The organism is Dapis purpurea BLCC-M126 (assembly GCF_050015975.1).
Lineage (GTDB): Bacteria > Cyanobacteriota > Cyanobacteriia > Cyanobacteriales > Microcoleaceae > Trichodesmium.
Window position 1 is genome coordinate 1 of sequence record NZ_JBNHER010000221.1, and the last position, 18,231, is coordinate 18,231.

Below are 18,231 nucleotides of genomic sequence, written 5' to 3' on the forward strand. Positions count from 1 at the left end.
AGGCTTTAAACCACAATTATTTAATTAACAATTAATAATTAATAATTCGGTAAGTTTTTCAGAATTAATCAGCAAACCCTATCAATTATCAATTATCCATTATTAATTATTAATTATCCACACAGCTTTCTATCCTCCTCACTTACCTCAACATTCGTCCGCAAATAATCCCTCACCCAATCACAAGCATACTCAAGTTTTTTCAGGGTACGAATTTCCTCTAAATCCCATAAAATTACTGCACGATCGTCGCTACCAGATACCAAAAATTTCCCATCAGGAGTAAAAGCAACACTCACAACTGCTCCCTCATGGCCAGGTAAATTTTGCAGTAACTCGCCGTCTAGATTCCACAACTTCACCGTATTATCAACACCTCCTGTAGCAATAGTTTGACCATCAGGACTAAACGCGACTCTTGTTAATCCTCTGCTCTGAGCGTTAATTGTTTTCACCGGAGTACCATCCAATTTCCAGAGTTTCAAAGTATCATCCCGGCTAGTAGAAGCAATCAGATTTCCTTGGGGGTTGATTGCAACTCCCCAAATTGGACTCCCTTGATGGAGGGTAGTTAAAAGTGTGCCGTCTGTTTTCCATAATTTCACTGTTTCATCTTGACTTGCGGAGACAATAGTTTGACTGTCTGGGGTAAAAGCTAACTTCCAAATTCTCTCGTTATGGGCAACAAAACTATGGAGCAGTTGACCCTCAATATTCCACACTTTAATTGTTTTGTCATCTCCTGCCGAGGCAATGGTTTGGCCATCAGGACTAATGGCGATCGCGGAAACTATAGCTTGATGTCCAGCCAATACTCGCATAGGTTGTGCTTGGGAGGTATTAATATCCCCTATATCCCAAATCTCAATTTTATTATTAATACAAATAGCAATGGTTTGTGAATCTGGAGCAAAAGCTACACAGAGATTTACTTGGTCTGAATAGTTAATTTTTTGCCAAAATTTACCATCTTGTTGCCACAGTCGGGGGTTCCGATCGCCAACAGAAGCAATTAATTTTCCATTTGAACTTGTTGCTACATCCCACACTATATCCTCATGTCCGTAAAGAGGTTTCAACAAATTTTTGTTTTTTCGCCATAACTTAACAGTACCATCATCACTAGCTGAAACTGCTATCATACCATCATTGCTCAAAGCTACACCCCGAACAACAGCATTGTGTTCTCTTAATGTTCTGACCAAAGTTCCGTCTGAGCGCCAAATCTTAATGGCATTATCATTACCACTGGTGGCAATGTATTCACCATTTTTGCTGCAATCAACTCCAATGATTACATTGTCTCCCTGGAAACTTCTCATCAAAGTTCCATCTAACTGCCACAGTTTAGCCGTTTTGTCTGAACTCACTGACACTAGCAAATTCGTTTTCTGACAAAATGCTACATTCCAAATTGGTGCTTGATGTTTGATGGTTTTCAGCAACTTGCCATTAATAGTCCAGAGTTTCACTAAACCATCAACTCCTGCTGACGCAATAATTTCACTTTTAGCATCAAAGGCTACATCTGTAACCACTTGTTTATCTACTGCTAAAGTTGTCAACAAAGTACCATCTACTTTCCAAATTTTAGCAGTGCCATCGCCACTACCTGAAGCAATCATTTCACCATTGGGGCTAAAAGCAACTCCCCAAACTGGGGAATTATGCGCCTGAATATTGTGTAACAGTTTCCCATCAAGACTCCACAACTTAACTGTGCCATCTATATTTCCTGAAACTAGAGATTTGCTATCTGGGCTAAAAGCAAGGCGATGTATTGTTGCTGAATATTTGATAGTTTTGATTAGTCTACCGTCAAAGTGCCAAATTTTAACAGTTTTGTCTCCACTAGCAGTAGCGATTAATTTGCTGTCTGGACTGATATCAACACTCACAGCACTGGCTTGATGACCGATAAGGCGGTTAAATTCGTTAATTCCATAAACTGCTCTAGTTAAAGCTGTTTCTACTTGCTCTGTAGTTTTGTCATCCACTCCACCCAAAGACTCCATTCGGCGTTTGGCTTTAATAGCTGCTATCATCGCATCTAACTGGTGATGGGAGGCCAACAAACCCTGAGAAGAGGCAGCCAATGCCCTAATTTCACTAATTTTCGCCTGTCGATATTGCCATAAGGCGACTATACCTGTGCTTGTAGCAACAACAAAAGCACAACTGACAACCCCTAATATTAACCGTTGCAATTTAGCATTTTTCTGTTCAACTACCAGTTTAGCTTCTACTTCTTTGAGTCGTGCCGCTTCTAATGTCTGTTGTACTTCTAATCTATCTATTTCTTCACTGATATTCAAAAATTGATAATCTAAATCACTTAGACTTTTACCTTTACTCCATTGTTGAGCCTCTTTTAAAGCTTTTCCCCGCAATAACCGGGAATTATCTGTTTGTTTAGAACTAATCCACAGATGGAAATTTTCTGCATAAGGACGTAGTTTATTTAATTCTTTTTCTACCCACTCAAGATTAAATATTTGTTGATAAATTCGGTTTTTTACTATTAGTGACCCCTGATTTTTGATGACTATACCTGATAAAATTAGTTCTATTTGTTCTCTAGTATCATCTGTGGCAACTTGGAGATTTTCTAAGATTTTTTGATAAATTCCCAGTAATCTACCTGCCCGTTGTTCGTTCCTAATAATTCGGTCTCTAATTGTTCTTAAATGTTCTGGCTCATCTTGAGTTTGCCAGTTGTCTATTATTTGCGATTTGACCAATAATTTTACCCAAAAATTTTCTATGCCGGGGGGAATTATAATTTGTTTTTTTGGATTTGATAATGCTGTTATTTGGATTAAATAACAGATTTTTTGAGTGAGGAATGGTTGCCCATTTGTCCAGGCTAATATTTCTCTTAATACTGCTTCTGGGTTATATGTATAAGTTTTAATTCCCTCCAGTAAAGGCTGTATTTCTGCCAGTTGAAAACCTGATACTTCTATGGATTTGCCAATATTAAATGGTGTGCGTTTTTTATCTGCTATTAAATCTGAGGGTGTGGCTACTCCAAAAATTGCAAATGTCAGGCGATTATATTCTGGGTCTATTGCACGTTGATTGTAATAATAGCGAATCAGAGCAAAAAAGTCATCTACGGCAAAATCTAGACTGAGAATACTGTCAATTTCATCGATAAATATGACAATATTTTTCTGGGGAAATTTTTCTTTAAGAAGTAATTCTATACAATGATTTAGACCCTGTAAACCAGAAATGTCACCAAGTTCATACCACCAAGATTTTAAGTTGATTGTTCTGGATAATTGGAAGCTCCGCCACAGTTCAGCCACTATTCCTTTATACCATTGAATCGGAGTAATATTTTGGCCACCAATTAGAGTCATATCAATGCTAGTACAGCAAAATCCCTCTTGTTTGAGCTGATTTATGGTTCTGACTAGCAAGGAAGATTTTCCCATTTGTCTACTGTTTAAGACATAACAAAATTCTCCTTTTATCAGCGCTCGATAAAGTTGAACATCTGCTTTTCTTTTGATATATGTAGGATGATTATTTGCCAGACTACCACCTACTTGATATGAATACATTGTTCTATTTTTTCATCTCTATAATTTTAAGCATTCAGGTAGCTCGCCTTTAGCTTTTCCTGATGTAAGCATTCAGCAGTCAGCTATCAGCTATCAGCTTTATTACCTTTAGCAGTGGAAAAAGCACTTAAGAGGTTTTCAAGAATTAAAAGTATGGGGTAAAAGTGGGCAGCTCTTATGCCAATTCTATAAATGTTTGCTACAAATGGTAGAAATAAGGAAGAAGCAAGAAGCAAGAAGCAAGAAGGGATAAACATTCAAAAAAAAAGGGAAAACCATAGATATAACTATCTCACATGAATTGGACAGCTATTTTTCAGCACATCCGATCAAGAGCTACCTTTTCGTAGCATTCTTTTTTAAAAGTGGTATTAGGTAGAAGCAAGTTGAAAAAGTGAGGATTTTCGGGTAATGCGAGGCAGAAAAATCACTTTAACTATGATGAACGGCCATTCTCTATAACTCCCATTTATCCTGACTCTGTAGGGACCTTGCATGCAAGGTCCCTACCTACTCCCTACTATCTACCTCAACAAAAAGACTTTATTCAGCAAACCCTAATTAGTTTGATATCTTAAATAATAAGTGTTAAACCAAAGATGATATTAGTATTAGTGGACTCCCAAAAAAGTCAAAATTTTCCTAGACAAAGCGAATATAAATCTCTCATCAAAAAACTCAAACTTCCTCCTTTTTCTGCTGCAAATAACCTGCTAATAAATAATCACAACCAACAGCACGGATACTAACATTTTCTAACTCAAAAGCCTCCGTCATTTTAGTTAATCCTAAATCCCCTACAGGTGAAGGAGCTATTTCCCCACCAATAATTTTCGGAGCAATAAAAGCCCAGATTTTTTGCACTACACCATCAGCGATCGCCCTAGCAGCTAAAGTTCCCCCACACTCCCAAAGTACAGAAAGAAATCCGCGATCATAAAGATTAGCCATTACCACTGCTGGATTTAAAGTCGAAGTTTCTACCACTTCCACCCCTTTTGACTTCAAATATTCCTGAAATTCTCTATTAGAATCTATTTCTGTAAATACTAAAGTTTTAGCCTCACTAATATCCCATAAATTAGCCTCTGTAGGCAAATCTAAACTACGACTCATAACCACCCGCAAAGGATTATCATCTCGACTCCTACGACTCGTCAAAAATGGGTTATCTCGCCGAACCGTATTACCCCCAATAATTACAGCATCACAAACAACCCTTAACTTATGCACCTCACTCCGTGCTTCTTGAGATGTCACCCATGCACTATGACCTGTAGTAGTAGCAATTTTGCCATCAAGAGTCATCGCATATTTCAAAATTCCGAAAGGACGATGGTAAAGCATTCGGTGAATAAAAGCTTCATTCAGTTCGCGACACTCCGCCTCTAATACTCCCACCACCACTTCAATACCAGCATCCCGCAACCTTGCCACACCACCACTTGCAACCAGAGGATTAGGATCGATCATGCCAATAACCACCCTTGCTACACCTGCTGCAATTAAAGCTTCCGTACAAGGTGGCGTCCTGCCATAATGATTACATGGTTCTAAATTAACATAGGCAGTAGCTCCTCTAGCTTTTTCCCCTGCCTCTCTGAGAGCAAAAACTTCTGCATGAGGATGACCAGCACCAGGATGAAACCCCTCACCCAGAATTTGGCCATCTTGGGTAATCACACAACCCACCAAAGGATTAGGGGCAGTCTTTCCCAAAGCACGTCGGGCAAGTTCTAGACAACGACCAATAATTAAGCGATCGAACTTATCTTGATTTTCACTCTCATCAAATTCCAACATCTTCAGATTTTTAGTTTCAAGTTAAACATTAGACATCTCCAGAAATTATATAAGTCTTATGCAAAACTGTAATAAACTGTTTATCAACTTATAAAACCTTTCTCCTCCTAGGACAGAGGCTTATTAAATCCCCTTCTCTACAAAGACTATGCTTTACCCACATCTGTTGAATTCCTTACAGGATAGGGGAAAGGGGGAAGAGAAGACAAACCTGCCATTTGATGGGATAGCGAGGAAACCTCGCCATATCTAATGCAGCAAGAGAAGAAAAAAAATTCCTTTGAGCAAAATTCTTCTATTACAGAACAGGTAATAATTAATTATTAATTGTTAATTATTAATTATTAATTATTAATTATTACCTACTCCCCTCCTCAATAAAATGTAGAAAAGTTTTTGATAAATGGTATTAACTACCCTTAAGACGAACCATTAGTGTTTCATATCTAGACCTATCTAAAGCATTATTGTCTATTACTGCCTCAACATTTTCATTCTCTAGACTTTCTGTATATGCCACATCTTGCTCCTCGCTAAAGCGTGTAACAGTACCACGTAATCTAGTCGATAAAAACTTAGTAACTGCTCGATAAAATCTGAGAGAAAATAATACATCCTGCTCTAGTTTTTCATTTAACTTTTGTTTAGAAATTGATAGAACTAAACTATCCTCTATAGCTTTTACAGTAGCAGATGGTAAACGACCATCCACAAAAGACATTTCTCCCAAAACTTCACCAGCAGCAACAATCCCAATTTCTTTATCCCCAACCGCAGATACATAAGCTTTCATTGTCCCATCCAGCACAATATAAAGGGCATCAATTGGTTGGCCTTCATTAATTAATATAGTATTAGTAGTAATTTTTTCCTTACTACCATTGGCAATCATCCAATCAATGTCACGATCGCTTAATTCCCCTAAAATAGCTAGAACTTTGCTCATATTATATTTGCTTAACAATATATAGTGACTTAACTTATATTTTAGTGGATATGAGACACTAAACCCGACCAAGTTTCCAGTTTCTATTCCATTAAATTAACCACAGAATGACGTTTAACACTTTTCAAAAAAGCATCAACATCTTCATCAATTGTATTAAAAGCAGTAACAAGTCTAATTATCGGCAAAGTTTCCTCCTGCCAAACATAAAACTTAAAACCATCCGCTCTCAAACCATTAAGCACAGACTCAGTAATTTCTACAAAAATTTCATTTGCTTCCACAGGATGACACAACCTTATCAAAGGTAACTCTACCAAACCTTGGGCTAACTTAGTTGCCATTTCGTTAGCATGGGTAGCATTTTTTAGCCATAAATCATCAGTAATATAAGCTTCCAACTGAGCAGACAAATATCGCATCTTAGAGAATAAATGACCACTACGTTTGCGACGATAAGCAAATGTTTTTGCCAAATCTTGATTAAAAAAGATTACCGCTTCTGCCGCCATCGCTCCATTTTTAGTTGCACCCAAACAAAGTACATCTACTCCTGCTCGCCAAGTTATATCTGCTGGGGCACAGTCTAAGCTAGCAACAGCATTAGCAAAACGGGCTCCATCTATGTGCAGATATAGATTATGATCGTGAGTGATTTTAGCAATCTCACCTATCTCTTCAGGCAAATATACTGTTCCGGCTTCCGTCGCTTGAGTAATGCTAACCGCCGCAGGTTGAACATGATGTACGACACCTGCACCGGCTTTTTCAAGTGTTTTGCTCAACTCAGAAGGATAAATTTGAGCATCTGTAGCATTGAGTGTCACCAACTTCGCACCACCTGTATAAAATTCTGGAGCACCACATTCATCCACATTAATATGAGATTCAGCATGACAATAAATAGCTCCATAACCAGGAGCGATCGCCGATAAAGCTAAAGCATTAGCAGCAGAACCCGTAGCAACAGGAAAAACTGTCACAGGAGCTTCAAAAATTGATGAAAATTTAGCTTCCAAACCTTGAGTGTATTCATCTGCACCATAAGGCATCCTAGCTCCTTCATTGGCAGCAATCAGAGCAGCCATAATTTCTGGACATACCTCAGTCACATTATCACTACAAAAATTCATAGTTCCTAATATTTTTAAATCTATCTAAAACACTCTACCAGTATGGAACATTCCCATAATTTTTGTATTTTCTAGTAGGACAGTTTTTCCGACTGAACACCAAGTCCAAATACAGTGAAGTCAGAAGTCAGAAGGTGCGAAGCTGGCAAATAAGAATAAGTTTGAGAATATCCTATCCTAACAATAATAGCAAATATTATAATTAATATTGACTCGAAAATAGTAAATAATTACACAACAAATTAATATTTTATATATACAATTATAGCTTAAATTTAATTGCACATTCTCATAAAACCTTAACAAAAAAATACATAAAAATGTATTGATTGTTATAAAAAAGAGTGATATTATACAAAATAGTTAAGCAATAAAAGGTATATACTACTAACCTTGGAAAGTAAGGAGAGTAAAATAATCTACACTAGAATAAACTCAAAAAAAATCAAAATAATTTATTAATTTTATCTATTTTTCAGCATATAAAAATGCTTAAATCTAGATAAAAGTTAGCCCCAAACCATATTCAATCTAAAAAGAAATAGACAAAAGTCAAAATAATTGATTGAGTAAATTGAAACTATAGAGAGCTGACTAAAAAAGATGAAAAACAGTACCAGAGATTATAGTCATATTCATTTCTGCGAAGGTCACTCAACAGTAGACATTCCGCAACTCGTAACATTATTTAATTCAGCAGCAATTTGGGCAAAAAATAGAAAAATAGAAGACTTAGAAAGAGCCATTGTCAACAGTAACCCAGTCGTCAGTGTATGGGATAAGCAAACAATGATCGGTTTTGGTCGCGCTACATCAGATTGCGTCTACAGAGGTACAATTTGGGATATAGTAATTCACCCAAACTATCAAGGAGGAGGACTAGGAAGAAAATTAGTTGAAACAATTTTAACTCATCCACAAATGTGTCATGTAGAAAGAGTTTACCTAATGACAACCTATCAACAAAACTTCTACAAACGAATCGGATTTCAACAAAATCAAACCACAACAATGATATTGCACAATCAACCCATAGAAGGAGAAATAGAATTAACAACTAGAAATCAACCATCACTACTTGCCACATAAACTTAACTCTCAGCATCCTCTTTACGAATCGGAATTGAACATTGAGTCCGATTAAAATTAGACTCTTCACCCTCAGAAGGAGTCGCCAGCACCTCTAAACGTCCGTTCATCATTCCTAACAAAGTTTGATTCATTAGCAACCTCATACCAGGAGAAAGCTGAAAATCAGGACTCTGATGTTTTTCAGCTTTCTCCTCAAGATTATGCTTTAGTAAATCCCAAGACTCACTCCACGCACTTACCGGACGTTGATCGTCAATCCAAATATTAACATAACCAGATTCATCAGCAGAATGAACAGAAACATTCACACTACCTTCATCCATTTGGGCGATCGCAGTATCAATCAAACTCACCAAAACCTGCTTCAGACGAGACTCATCTGCCAAAACATAAACATCTGCTTCAGGAGGTGATATTTGCAAACGAATACTACGATTAGCAGCTTGCATATAAGTTAAATTTTCCACCTCCTCAAACACCTGACTTAGCTGTAACGATTCTATATTCACCCTCTCAGTACCATGTTCTGTTTTAGCCACATAAATAATCTCATCCATTAACCCCAAAGTTTTCAAAGCAGAATTATAAGCTTGGTTTACAAACTCACGTTCTTCCTCCGGATCGTCCGCTAAATCAGAAATAACTAACTGTAGTCCACCAATCATACTATTAATCGGCGATCGCAACTCATGAGCAGTTCGAGCCAAAAAACCAGCCTTAAACTTACTCATTTCGGAAGCCATTTGATATGCTAGTTGAGTATGTTTCAGTTGCTCTAAAATATTCTCAAGTTCCTCAGAATCAGAATTAGATTCTTCAGGAGATGACACCACAGAAGACGTTGATAAATTCTGACTTTTTTGCCTAGACAATAATCTACTAACTATTAACCCAAATCCAAATCCTAATGCCAAAAAGATAAAATCGTTCCAAGCCATTCCACTAAAAATACTAAATTTTTTAAGAGTACCTTAAAATTTTAACTTTACCGCTCCCTGACGCAAAATTTCCCAACCAGCAATTCCATTCCATTTAGCAACAGTTGAAGGAACTCCAGAACCTAACATCTTCTCCTGACTTTGGGACAACGACAGAACCAATATATCTGGAAATTGACTACTAATTTCTGCCATTCGCTCTAAGGTTGGCTGGCCTGATAAATTAGCACTCGTAGTAGCTAAAGGACCTGTTTTAGCCATTATCTCTCTAGCAATATCACAATTAGGAATCCTAAGTCCAATCGTAGTTGGATTGATAGGATTCATGGCCTTAGGTACTATTTCCGCAGCAGGCAGCACCAAAGTCAACGGCCCAGGCCAATACTTTTTAGCTACCCCTTGCCATAACTGTAACTCTTCATCACTTCCACAAATATAAGGCCACAAAGATTCAGCAGTTGCCCCCATTAAAATCAAAGGTTTATCTTGACTGCGACCCTTCGCTTGAAAAATTAAATCTGCTTGATTGGGTCGAGCTGCCAGCGCTGGTACAGTATCAGTCGGAAAGCTGACTAAATTACCAGAAATCGCTCCCTTAATTAGAGTTTCAACAGATACTAAACTCATTTTTCGCTTTTTGTTTTTGAATTTTAAAAAAAATAATCAATCTTAGCATATCTAACACAAAAAAACTGCTGCGGGGGAAGCTTAATAAAATGATTATAGCTTCAAATTAAATCATCCCAAGCAGTTGTCCTCATTAAAATTCAAGGTATATCTTAACTGCGACCCTTCGCTTGAAAAATTAAATTTGCTCAACCCAATTGATCTGTTAGTGTTGTTACAGTATCACTCAGAAAGCTAACTAAATTACCAGATATTGCTTCCTCAATCAGAATCTCAATAGATACCAAACTCATTTATTTTTATTTTTTATTTTTTATTTTTTAAAATTTTAACTAATTCCAGCATTTCTGACACAAAAAAACCTGATATCTGGGGAGCTTAATAAAATGATTATAACTTTAACTCGCTATAAGCTTTTCCTGACGGAATACTCCTCAAACAGCATTTAGGTGTTAGCTAAAAATTCAATGGTTTAAGTCCCTCAATACAGCGGTGCGTTTTAATAGGGAGACCTGGAGAAACTGATAGCTAATTGCTGAGTGTTGAATACTACTTTAAATAAGCCATAGCAAACCGATCAACCCCCTCCAAATCAGGAAAAATATTAACTCGGCAATAAGACCCGTGACTATGCAACATTTCAGCAACATCCTCCCCTTGCCCAGCCATCATTTCCACCAACCACACACCTCCAGAAACCAAATATAGTGGAGCCGTTTCAATTAAAAATCTAATATAATCTAGACCATCAACACCACCATCAAGGGCCAAGTGAGGCTCATGTTTCCTGACCTCTGGTTGCAAAGTAGAAATCACACTGCTAGGAATATAAGGAGGATTACTAACCATCCCACTCACCTGACCCCGCAGATGATCCAGTGGTTGCCACCAAGAACCTTCATAGAAATTAATTCTATGAGCCAAACCTAACTTGACAGCATTCTGTCTAGCAATAGCCAAAGCTGCTGGACTACAATCAACAGCATAAATCGAAGCTTCTGTCAATATATCTGCTAAACCACAAGCGATCGCCCCACTACCAGTTCCTAGATCCACCCAATTTCCTTGGCCAAGTTCGGAAACAGCATTAGTAGCGACTACAACCAGATCGATTAAACACTCGGTTTCCGGTCTAGGTATCAAAACCCCAGAACCCACATCCAAAGAAAAATTCCGCCAATAAGTAACCCCAGTTAGATATTGAAGCGGAACTCTATCCTCCAAACGTCGGCGCCAAAGACTATCTAAATCAACTAAAGAAAGCCCCATTGAAATATTAGGCCAATCTTTAAAAGACTCCAAACGTAGTGTTAATCGATCCAGTCCAGCAAACTCCTGTAACAATAAATCAACTTCAGTAACAGATATACCTGTCCTGAAAGCATCAGTCTTAGTTTGACAATACCATCGCCAAAGTTCTAGACCTGAAACCACACACTTCGAGGAAAAGTCCATCTACTAAGATCGCCAAGAATATCAACTTATTGATTACCAGAACTACCAGATTGTAACTTTTGTACAAACTCTAAAGACTCCCGTGGAGGAATAAAAATAATTTTTTCCAAGAAAGGATCGTCATCATTCTCCAACGCCTGAATCACACCCTCAAGATTCACCACCTCAATCTTCACAGAAGAAAATACATCAGGTTGTTGATTTTTAGCCCGCTCCAACATTCCTTGCAAATCTTCCTTATTAAAAAACATAGGAATAACTTGCTTTTCACCACGCTGAATCGTCAAATATCCACCATCAGGTCCTCCTTTAGCCATAAACAAAGGCACCCCATTAAATTGGTTCACATCCTGACCACTTTGCTCAAGTAAAGCTTTAGCAGATTCGACCTGTCTTTTGATTGGAACATAAGCAAATTGTAGTTTCTGACCATTCTGTTGTGTAGATTGGCTCATTTCATAAACTTCACCCAGAGAGACAGGGACAACCTTAACCGTAGCAGCCAGATCGGGATTTTCTCCTTTTAATTTATTCACAAAAGCATCTGCATCACTCTTACTAATAAAAACTCCCGCTACAGAAGAATTATCGTCATTACCTTCTCTTTTAATCGAAGCTACAAGGGGGGAGCCATTTTGATCGGTAATTGTAAATACAGGTACAGGAGTTAACTTCTGTAAAACTTCTTTTTCCGGCAGTGCTAATGCAGACATATCTTGGAGGGACGGTCCAATCAAACTACTAGCTACTATTCCTAACACTGCGCTTAAGCGAATTAATGATTTCATAAATTCTCCAGTTTTATTAAAATATTGCAATCAAAAAAAAGTATGAACATTAAACAACGAAAAAACAAAATCAAAGCCAAGTAAATAAATTAGTTTATCCTCCGATATGCTACTAATGCTACATAATTTAATGTGTTTTAAATACAAATATCGATTAAATAATTAAATTATGAATCTTGTTACACTATTCAAAGCATCTATCTAATTGTTAACTTATTAATCTCAATAAAATTATTGCTTATCTTGAAATTTAAACCATGAAACTCATAAATCATTTAATCTGAACCAGAGTTATCATTAATCATAAAATTCAATTATTTGGTTATTTATTGATTAAGTAGTGGTAAAAATAAATTTCCTAATTAAGAAAGGAATTCATACAGGATAGGATTGGCAGGATGTATCATTAATTTTTGATAGTTATTAAGTAACTATCAAAAAATTATTATCCTAAAGTAATAGTAATCTATAGTATATTTAGGATTTCACCAAATTAGGAAAAATAATTAGAAGTATAATTAATGGTTTATCGGTAAACGATTATAACTCTAGCTGAGTATAACACAAATATTTTATTTACTGAAGCTGAAAAAAAATGAGATATTTTCTTAAATCTCTGAAGTAAGTGATATTAATCTTTCAGGGTCTTGCTAAATTGAGGATGCTTACTAAATAACACCACTAGGGAAAAGCATTTTTGTCGAGCTTTTTCGATTTGTTGGCCTCAGATAGCCTGCTTTAACTTGGTTTTGAGGAAGGTCTTGGGTTTGAGATTCAATTTAATCGGGATTAAACCACTAGAAATTGTGGACACTGGTCGTAATTATTGGACTTTCAAGACTATTGCAGAGCAATAAGATTTAGACAAATCTGCTACCTAGATTTAGAGTTAAAATCGAGAGACGATTATTAATTCCAAGAGCAAGGAATAGATTAGACCTTTACTATTATTTATAAACTTAAATATCGGGATGACAGGATTTGAACCTGCGGCATCCTGCTCCCAAAGCAGGCGCGCTACCAAGCTGCGCTACATCCCGGTTGAACTAAAACTCATTATAGCTCAATTTTCAAATTTGTGCAAGAAAATTGGAAAAAATTTCCAAGAAAACAGTGATAGTGTGTAAAGGGACCCTAAGATTGTCTAGAAATAAATCTTAAAAGAGGGCTGTGCGAGAAACAGAAACTTAAAATAGCGAGGTTAACGGATTCCCTGCTGTTTCGTAAGAGTAACATCGGGAGGATCTCAACTTGATAATATTGCCAAAGGAACTTATATAGAAAGTATAGGGTTGTAAATATACTTTGATAAAAATCAATTAGCCCTGTTTCTCGAGGGTGGCTTTAGAACAATTTTTTAGTTAATAGATGAATTATTATAGCAGTTTTGATTAACACAAAATACAGAGATTTTTGGTTAAAGGCAGAATTCAGAAGTTTTTTAGTCTACTGTTGTGAGAACGGCTATAATAATTTCCTCGCCTCAAAAAGAAGAGGATTGACTAAAAGGACTAATTTTTCTTTTTTTCTCCTTTTCACAAGAAGCTTTGAATCAGAATAATTAATGATTAATTATTAGGTTAATTATCTAGATATAGCTTACCTAGTAGCCTAGCTGTTTAGCTGAATCTGACTCTTGCCAAAAGTACCCAAGTTATCAATCATTACTATTTGTTATTATTTTTCGCCAAAAAATAATTTTTAGTTAACCTTAGTTAGTTAATAGAGATAGGTAGGTCATTAGACATAATCCTAAAGAAGAATAAAAGAAGGAAAAATACCCCTAGCAAAAAAATCTAAATTCTAAATTAACGATTATAATATGACTCGGTTAGCCATATCCAATCAAGTCAAAAACAGCTAATCTGGATACCAGAACATTCCTTTAATTCCCTCTGGGTCAGAGATAAAACCTAAATTTCGGTAAAAATCAACAACATGAGGGTCTGCAAATAAGGTAATGTTGCTGATATCCTCACTACGAAGTTTTTTGATGACGTAATTCATCAATCCTTTTCCCAAACCTTTGCTTTGGAAGTCAGGATGAACAACCACATCCCAAAGGGTGGCATTAAAAGCATGGTCAGATGTCGCTCTAGCAAAACCAATCAGTCTTCGCTGACTGCCTCGCATTTGCCACATGGAGACCACAAGAAAACTATGTTGAATGGCCTTTTTTACTTTGCGCAATGGACGACGAGACCAACCAACAGCATTACAAAGCTCTTCGAGTTCATAGATATCTATATCTCGATCGGTACTAAAAAAGATACGTCCATTACTTCCATTAGGAGAACGGACAGCTTGAGAAGAAGCATCTTGTCCCCCAATAGTTGTGTATCTTTCATAATCTAAATTTTGAGACTGAGATGTTGCCTCAGAACCGGTAAACAAATTTTTCCAGAAACCCATGAAGGTGTGGTTAAGTTAGTAGAAATTGGATGACATTATTAGATAGTATATATCCCGTTCCCTCTCTTCGATTATGGCTCCGGGTTTAAAATCTTCAACACTAGAACTGCTAAAGCGCTTCAACCGAGCGTTTCCACAGTTCTATGAACAATTTGTCAGTAGTGATATTCAACTACAAAATCTGAAACTAGCATATCAACTCTATAAAAGCAAACAAGCTGTAATAGAGTTAAAACCAGAAAGCAGCAAAAGTGCCCTGCATTTTACCTATCGAAATCAATCATTTTTGCTCAGTGATATTTTTGGAGTATTAGCTGCTTATGGACTAACTATTCATAGCCTCAGTCTTTATGGACAAATTTACCCACCGATGTTGGTCTTTATCAAATTAGTTATATCTCGGGGAGGCAAAGCATTAACAGAGAAAACCTCAGAAAATGTTTGTCGGGCTATCCGCGAATCACTAGCAGGCCACTTTGAGGTGGAAGAAATGTTGGCAGTAGAATTTAATCTAGATAGTGGCTTAGAAGAAGTCGCAACAGAATTTTATGTTGATCCTGTATTTCATCTACCAGCACTATTAATTGAAGCCGATAATCAACCAGGTCTATTCTACAAAGTCATGTATGCCATCTGGCAGGAAGATTTGCTAGTAGTTAATGCCAACTTATTAGTTTGGCGTGGGCGAACTCGCCTTATTCTTTATCTTCTGGGGCCAAATGAAAGTTTGATTCCAGAATACTTAGGCCACAAAATCGCAGAAGGTGTGCGACAGAGATTGATGGGAGAAAGGTACTAACTTGGTTCAATGGGATTATACCAAGTGTAAAAAAAGAATGTTACAAAGTAAGTCTAAGTGATTAAAAGACTAAAAATCAATCCTTACCTATTACTCCTAACTCAAGCACAAAAACCTAATTATGGAGACTTTTGGACTTATGTAATAGCAAACACATCAAAGATTTCATCATAAATGAACGGTGGTTTATTTCTATAAACCGCTGTTCATTATTTATTGCTAACAGGACTTACGCAACTATACTAATTATAGTGGGTGTATCTGGAATAATGACGAATTTATACGCCATATATAGCGGTACTGGGTAAGTCCTGGCTAATTCAGGATTAAAATAAGAATATGGCAAATATAGATATTCGAGGGGTTTCACATAGCTATGAATTGACGGCCCCTATTTCATCCCCCTATGTACTTGTATTTATACATGGCTGGCTCTTAAGCCGTAACTACTGGCAACCTTTGATCCAAAGACTATCAGCAGATTATCAGTGTTTATCTTATGACTTGCGGGGATTCGGTGATTCTCAAATCCACTCAACCCAAAAAAAATTAGTTTCTACCTACAGTCCTACCTCTTATATTGAAGACTTGGCAATACTACTAGAAAAACTTAAAATCTCCAGTGCCTGCTTAATAGGTCATTCTTTGGGAGGCACTATTGCTCTACACGGAGCATATAAAATCCTCGACATTATTAAAGCAGTAGTATGTCTCAACTCTGGTGGAGGAATTTATCTTAAAGAAGAATTTGAGCAATTTCGGTCTGTAGGGGCACAGATAATTAAATTTCGTCCTAGTTGGTTACCTTATATACCTTTAATCGACCTAATATATACCAGCACTCAAGTGGCTACTCCCATCTCTACTAAATGGAGACGACAACTATTATTGGATTTTGTTGCAGCATCTTATGAAGCTGCCCTGGGAAGTTTATTAGAGTCCACTACAGAATCAGAGGTTCATCAACTCCCACAATTAGTATCAGAATTAAAACAACCTGTTTACTTTATTACTGGAACTAAAGACAAAATTATGGAGCCTAAATATGTACGACATTTAGGTAGTTTTCACTCGATGTTTCAAGACCACGGTGCAAATGTCCTAGAAATCCCTGAATGTGGTCATTTATCAATGTTAGAAAAACCTGATACTGTCGCCACCTATATTAAAAGTATTTTGCAATGAATCGTTCGTAAATTATTATAAAAATTGGCAAAAAAGGTTGCTGCAAATTGATAATAATTAGGAGAGATAGATTCTAATACCAGTTTGATTAATTTTTTCTACAAATAGTTGTGTTAGTGTTCAAGGAGTCACGAGTCTTTAAATATAATTTTAAGGAGTGAATACCTTCTTTTAGTCAAACAGACATCGTTCCCCAAAGTATTTTAACTTTCCTTATTATTCGCAACTTTCTTTTTTTTAGCTTGGTATAATCCAAATATCAAATTTATGAAAATTCTCCTAAAAATGTTGTCATATTGATTATTTGAAACTGGAATTGTGAAAGCTAAGTTTAAGTATAAGATATATCTAAAAAATACGACAAAAACATAAAGATGGCCAAGCTATTTGCTTGTATTTATATTGTGTTGAATGAGAGTCTAACTTGGTCTCAAGAAAAGTATAACCCACATTCCGCACGTCAAGTTGTAGTATTGAAAGTAGTATAAAAACGGCAGCTTGGTAGGTATTTATACTATGTAGGTCCGATTCATTGACGTTTCTGAGGAGTCAAATTCTCAGGAAAATATTAAGCATAAATACTCAATTACTTACTCCTATTGACCACTATAATTGTCTCCTGTCTCCTGTCTCCTGTCTCCTGTCTCCTGTTTTTTATACTACATTTTGTCGTGCGGAATGTAGGGTATAAAGTGTTATTTGAAACTAATGATTCAGTAGGTATAGATTGGGGAATAAAAAAAATACTACTTTCAACAATAGTCAAAAAAATAATGTACCAAAATCACTAAATAATAAGGATTAATAAATATCAAGCTTTAAATTTTACTCTTTAATATAACTGTATTTTTTATTTAAGCATTCAGTCAGCTATTATACCAATTTAATAAATGTTTGTTACAAATAGACAGGGTATTTTTTAGGAGTCAGGAGTCAGGAGTCAGGAGTCGTATGGGAATAGCTTCGATGCTTTTTTTTAGTTCATAAATCATCTTTTTAGTCAAAGGGATATCTCCTATAAAATATTTTTATCGTCCTTATTATTCGTAATATTCTTTTTTCAAAATGGTATTAGATATTAGCTTATCCTGCGGAATTCGCTACCATTTCCTAGGTAATGCTATGCAAACAGATTTTTAATGAATGAAGCAAGCCTTCTACTACATTTTCCAGCAGAGATTTGTACTCTAAAGGTTGAATTAAATTCAGGTTGCAAGCAAGCAAAAGATGATACTCAAGCTCACTGCTTGAACCCATAGAAATTTTCGTGAAAATGACATAGTTCTGCATCTCGACTTATACTACATCCTTCTGCAATATTTGCTGGAATTGAAGCACAAGAACGACGAATATATAGCAAGATTTTTGAGAAATGGTATGAGAGGCAACTCCTCTGCAAGAGACAGTTACCACCCAGGAGGCAGCTCCTCTGTTTTGCTGGGCGATATGTTTGCGGAACATTCCGTCAGGAAAAAGCGTGG

General features: G+C 36.5%; 13 protein-coding genes and 1 tRNA gene. 3 read left to right on the top strand and 11 right to left on the bottom strand.

Annotation, left to right across the window (positions count from 1 at the left end):
* Positions 1-113: 113 nt before the first annotated feature.
* From ACP6PL_RS19830 to ACP6PL_RS19845, 4 genes are all read right to left on the bottom strand, one after another.
* Positions 114-3,572, bottom strand: coding sequence for a WD40 domain-containing protein (locus ACP6PL_RS19830; RefSeq protein ID WP_426546998.1), 3,459 nt, complete (start codon positions 3,570-3,572; stop codon positions 114-116).
* A 678-nt stretch (positions 3,573-4,250) separates the two neighbouring features.
* Positions 4,251-5,375 (bottom strand): bifunctional diaminohydroxyphosphoribosylaminopyrimidine deaminase/5-amino-6-(5-phosphoribosylamino)uracil reductase RibD, encoded by a 1,125-nt coding sequence (gene ribD, locus ACP6PL_RS19835; protein WP_426546999.1) that lies wholly within the window; start codon positions 5,373-5,375, stop codon positions 4,251-4,253.
* A gap of 409 nt (positions 5,376-5,784) precedes the next feature.
* Complete coding sequence (locus ACP6PL_RS19840) at positions 5,785-6,321, bottom strand: cyclic nucleotide-binding domain-containing protein (RefSeq protein WP_426547000.1); 537 nt, start codon at positions 6,319-6,321, stop codon at positions 5,785-5,787.
* Positions 6,322-6,404: 83 nt separating this feature from the next.
* A complete protein-coding gene (locus ACP6PL_RS19845) occupies positions 6,405-7,454 on the bottom strand; it encodes a threonine aldolase family protein (protein WP_426547001.1) in 1,050 nt (349 codons plus the stop codon).
* A gap of 603 nt (positions 7,455-8,057) precedes the next feature.
* Here ACP6PL_RS19845 and ACP6PL_RS19850 point away from each other — a divergent pair.
* Entirely contained in the window at positions 8,058-8,543 is a 486-nt protein-coding gene (locus ACP6PL_RS19850) for a GNAT family N-acetyltransferase (RefSeq protein WP_426547002.1), read from the top strand.
* A gap of 2 nt (positions 8,544-8,545) precedes the next feature.
* Here the strand turns inward: ACP6PL_RS19850 and ACP6PL_RS19855 are convergent, their stop codons facing one another.
* From ACP6PL_RS19855 to ACP6PL_RS19880, 6 genes are all read right to left on the bottom strand, one after another.
* Entirely contained in the window at positions 8,546-9,484 is a 939-nt protein-coding gene (locus tag ACP6PL_RS19855) for a sensor histidine kinase (protein WP_426547003.1), read from the bottom strand.
* Between the two features lie 33 nt (positions 9,485-9,517).
* The gene (locus ACP6PL_RS19860) at positions 9,518-10,111 is read right to left on the bottom strand and encodes an L-threonylcarbamoyladenylate synthase (RefSeq protein ID WP_426547004.1); all 594 of its coding nucleotides are present in this window, start codon (positions 10,109-10,111) and stop codon (positions 9,518-9,520) included.
* A 549-nt stretch (positions 10,112-10,660) separates the two neighbouring features.
* Positions 10,661-11,566, bottom strand: a complete 906-nt coding sequence (prmC, locus tag ACP6PL_RS19865; RefSeq protein ID WP_426547005.1) for a peptide chain release factor N(5)-glutamine methyltransferase — start codon at positions 11,564-11,566, stop codon at positions 10,661-10,663.
* Positions 11,567-11,592: 26 nt separating this feature from the next.
* Positions 11,593-12,354, bottom strand: a complete 762-nt coding sequence (locus ACP6PL_RS19870; RefSeq protein WP_426547006.1) for a Tic22 family protein — start codon at positions 12,352-12,354, stop codon at positions 11,593-11,595.
* 966 nt (positions 12,355-13,320) lie between these two features.
* Positions 13,321-13,394 (bottom strand) — tRNA-Pro (locus tag ACP6PL_RS19875).
* Between the two features lie 820 nt (positions 13,395-14,214).
* The gene (locus ACP6PL_RS19880) at positions 14,215-14,766 is read right to left on the bottom strand and encodes a GNAT family N-acetyltransferase (protein WP_426547007.1); all 552 of its coding nucleotides are present in this window, start codon (positions 14,764-14,766) and stop codon (positions 14,215-14,217) included.
* Positions 14,767-14,839: 73 nt separating this feature from the next.
* Here ACP6PL_RS19880 and ACP6PL_RS19885 point away from each other — a divergent pair, with 73 nt between their 5' ends.
* On the top strand, positions 14,840-15,565 hold the full coding sequence (locus ACP6PL_RS19885; protein ID WP_426547008.1) for a hypothetical protein: 726 nt from the start codon (positions 14,840-14,842) through the stop codon (positions 15,563-15,565).
* A 339-nt stretch (positions 15,566-15,904) separates the two neighbouring features.
* Positions 15,905-16,750: an alpha/beta fold hydrolase gene (locus tag ACP6PL_RS19890; protein WP_426547009.1), complete on the top strand. Its 846-nt coding sequence runs from the start codon at positions 15,905-15,907 to the stop codon at positions 16,748-16,750.
* Positions 16,751-17,990: 1,240 nt separating this feature from the next.
* On the opposite strand, the gene ACP6PL_RS19895 is transcribed toward ACP6PL_RS19890, so the two are convergent.
* Complete coding sequence (locus tag ACP6PL_RS19895; RefSeq protein WP_426547010.1) at positions 17,991-18,149, bottom strand: four helix bundle protein; 159 nt, start codon at positions 18,147-18,149, stop codon at positions 17,991-17,993.
* Between the last annotated feature and the right edge of the window lie 82 nt (positions 18,150-18,231).

Excerpts from the sequence above, each read along its gene's own strand:
- prmC (WP_426547005.1), bottom strand. The coding sequence starts at position 11,566 with ATGGACTTTTCCTCGAAGTGTGTGGTTTCAGGTCTAGAACTTTGGCGA.
- ACP6PL_RS19885 (WP_426547008.1), top strand. The coding sequence starts at position 14,840 with ATGGCTCCGGGTTTAAAATCTTCAACACTAGAACTGCTAAAGCGCTTC.
- ACP6PL_RS19845 (WP_426547001.1), bottom strand. The coding sequence starts at position 7,454 with ATGAATTTTTGTAGTGATAATGTGACTGAGGTATGTCCAGAAATTATG.
- ACP6PL_RS19880 (WP_426547007.1), bottom strand. The coding sequence starts at position 14,766 with ATGGGTTTCTGGAAAAATTTGTTTACCGGTTCTGAGGCAACATCTCAG.
- ACP6PL_RS19840 (WP_426547000.1), bottom strand. The coding sequence starts at position 6,321 with ATGAGCAAAGTTCTAGCTATTTTAGGGGAATTAAGCGATCGTGACATT.
- ACP6PL_RS19890 (WP_426547009.1), top strand. The coding sequence starts at position 15,905 with ATGGCAAATATAGATATTCGAGGGGTTTCACATAGCTATGAATTGACG.
- ribD (WP_426546999.1), bottom strand. The coding sequence starts at position 5,375 with ATGTTGGAATTTGATGAGAGTGAAAATCAAGATAAGTTCGATCGCTTA.
- ACP6PL_RS19870 (WP_426547006.1), bottom strand. The coding sequence starts at position 12,354 with ATGAAATCATTAATTCGCTTAAGCGCAGTGTTAGGAATAGTAGCTAGT.
- ACP6PL_RS19860 (WP_426547004.1), bottom strand. The coding sequence starts at position 10,111 with ATGAGTTTAGTATCTGTTGAAACTCTAATTAAGGGAGCGATTTCTGGT.
- ACP6PL_RS19830 (WP_426546998.1), bottom strand. The coding sequence starts at position 3,572 with ATGTATTCATATCAAGTAGGTGGTAGTCTGGCAAATAATCATCCTACA.
- ACP6PL_RS19850 (WP_426547002.1), top strand. The coding sequence starts at position 8,058 with ATGAAAAACAGTACCAGAGATTATAGTCATATTCATTTCTGCGAAGGT.
- ACP6PL_RS19855 (WP_426547003.1), bottom strand. The coding sequence starts at position 9,484 with ATGGCTTGGAACGATTTTATCTTTTTGGCATTAGGATTTGGATTTGGG.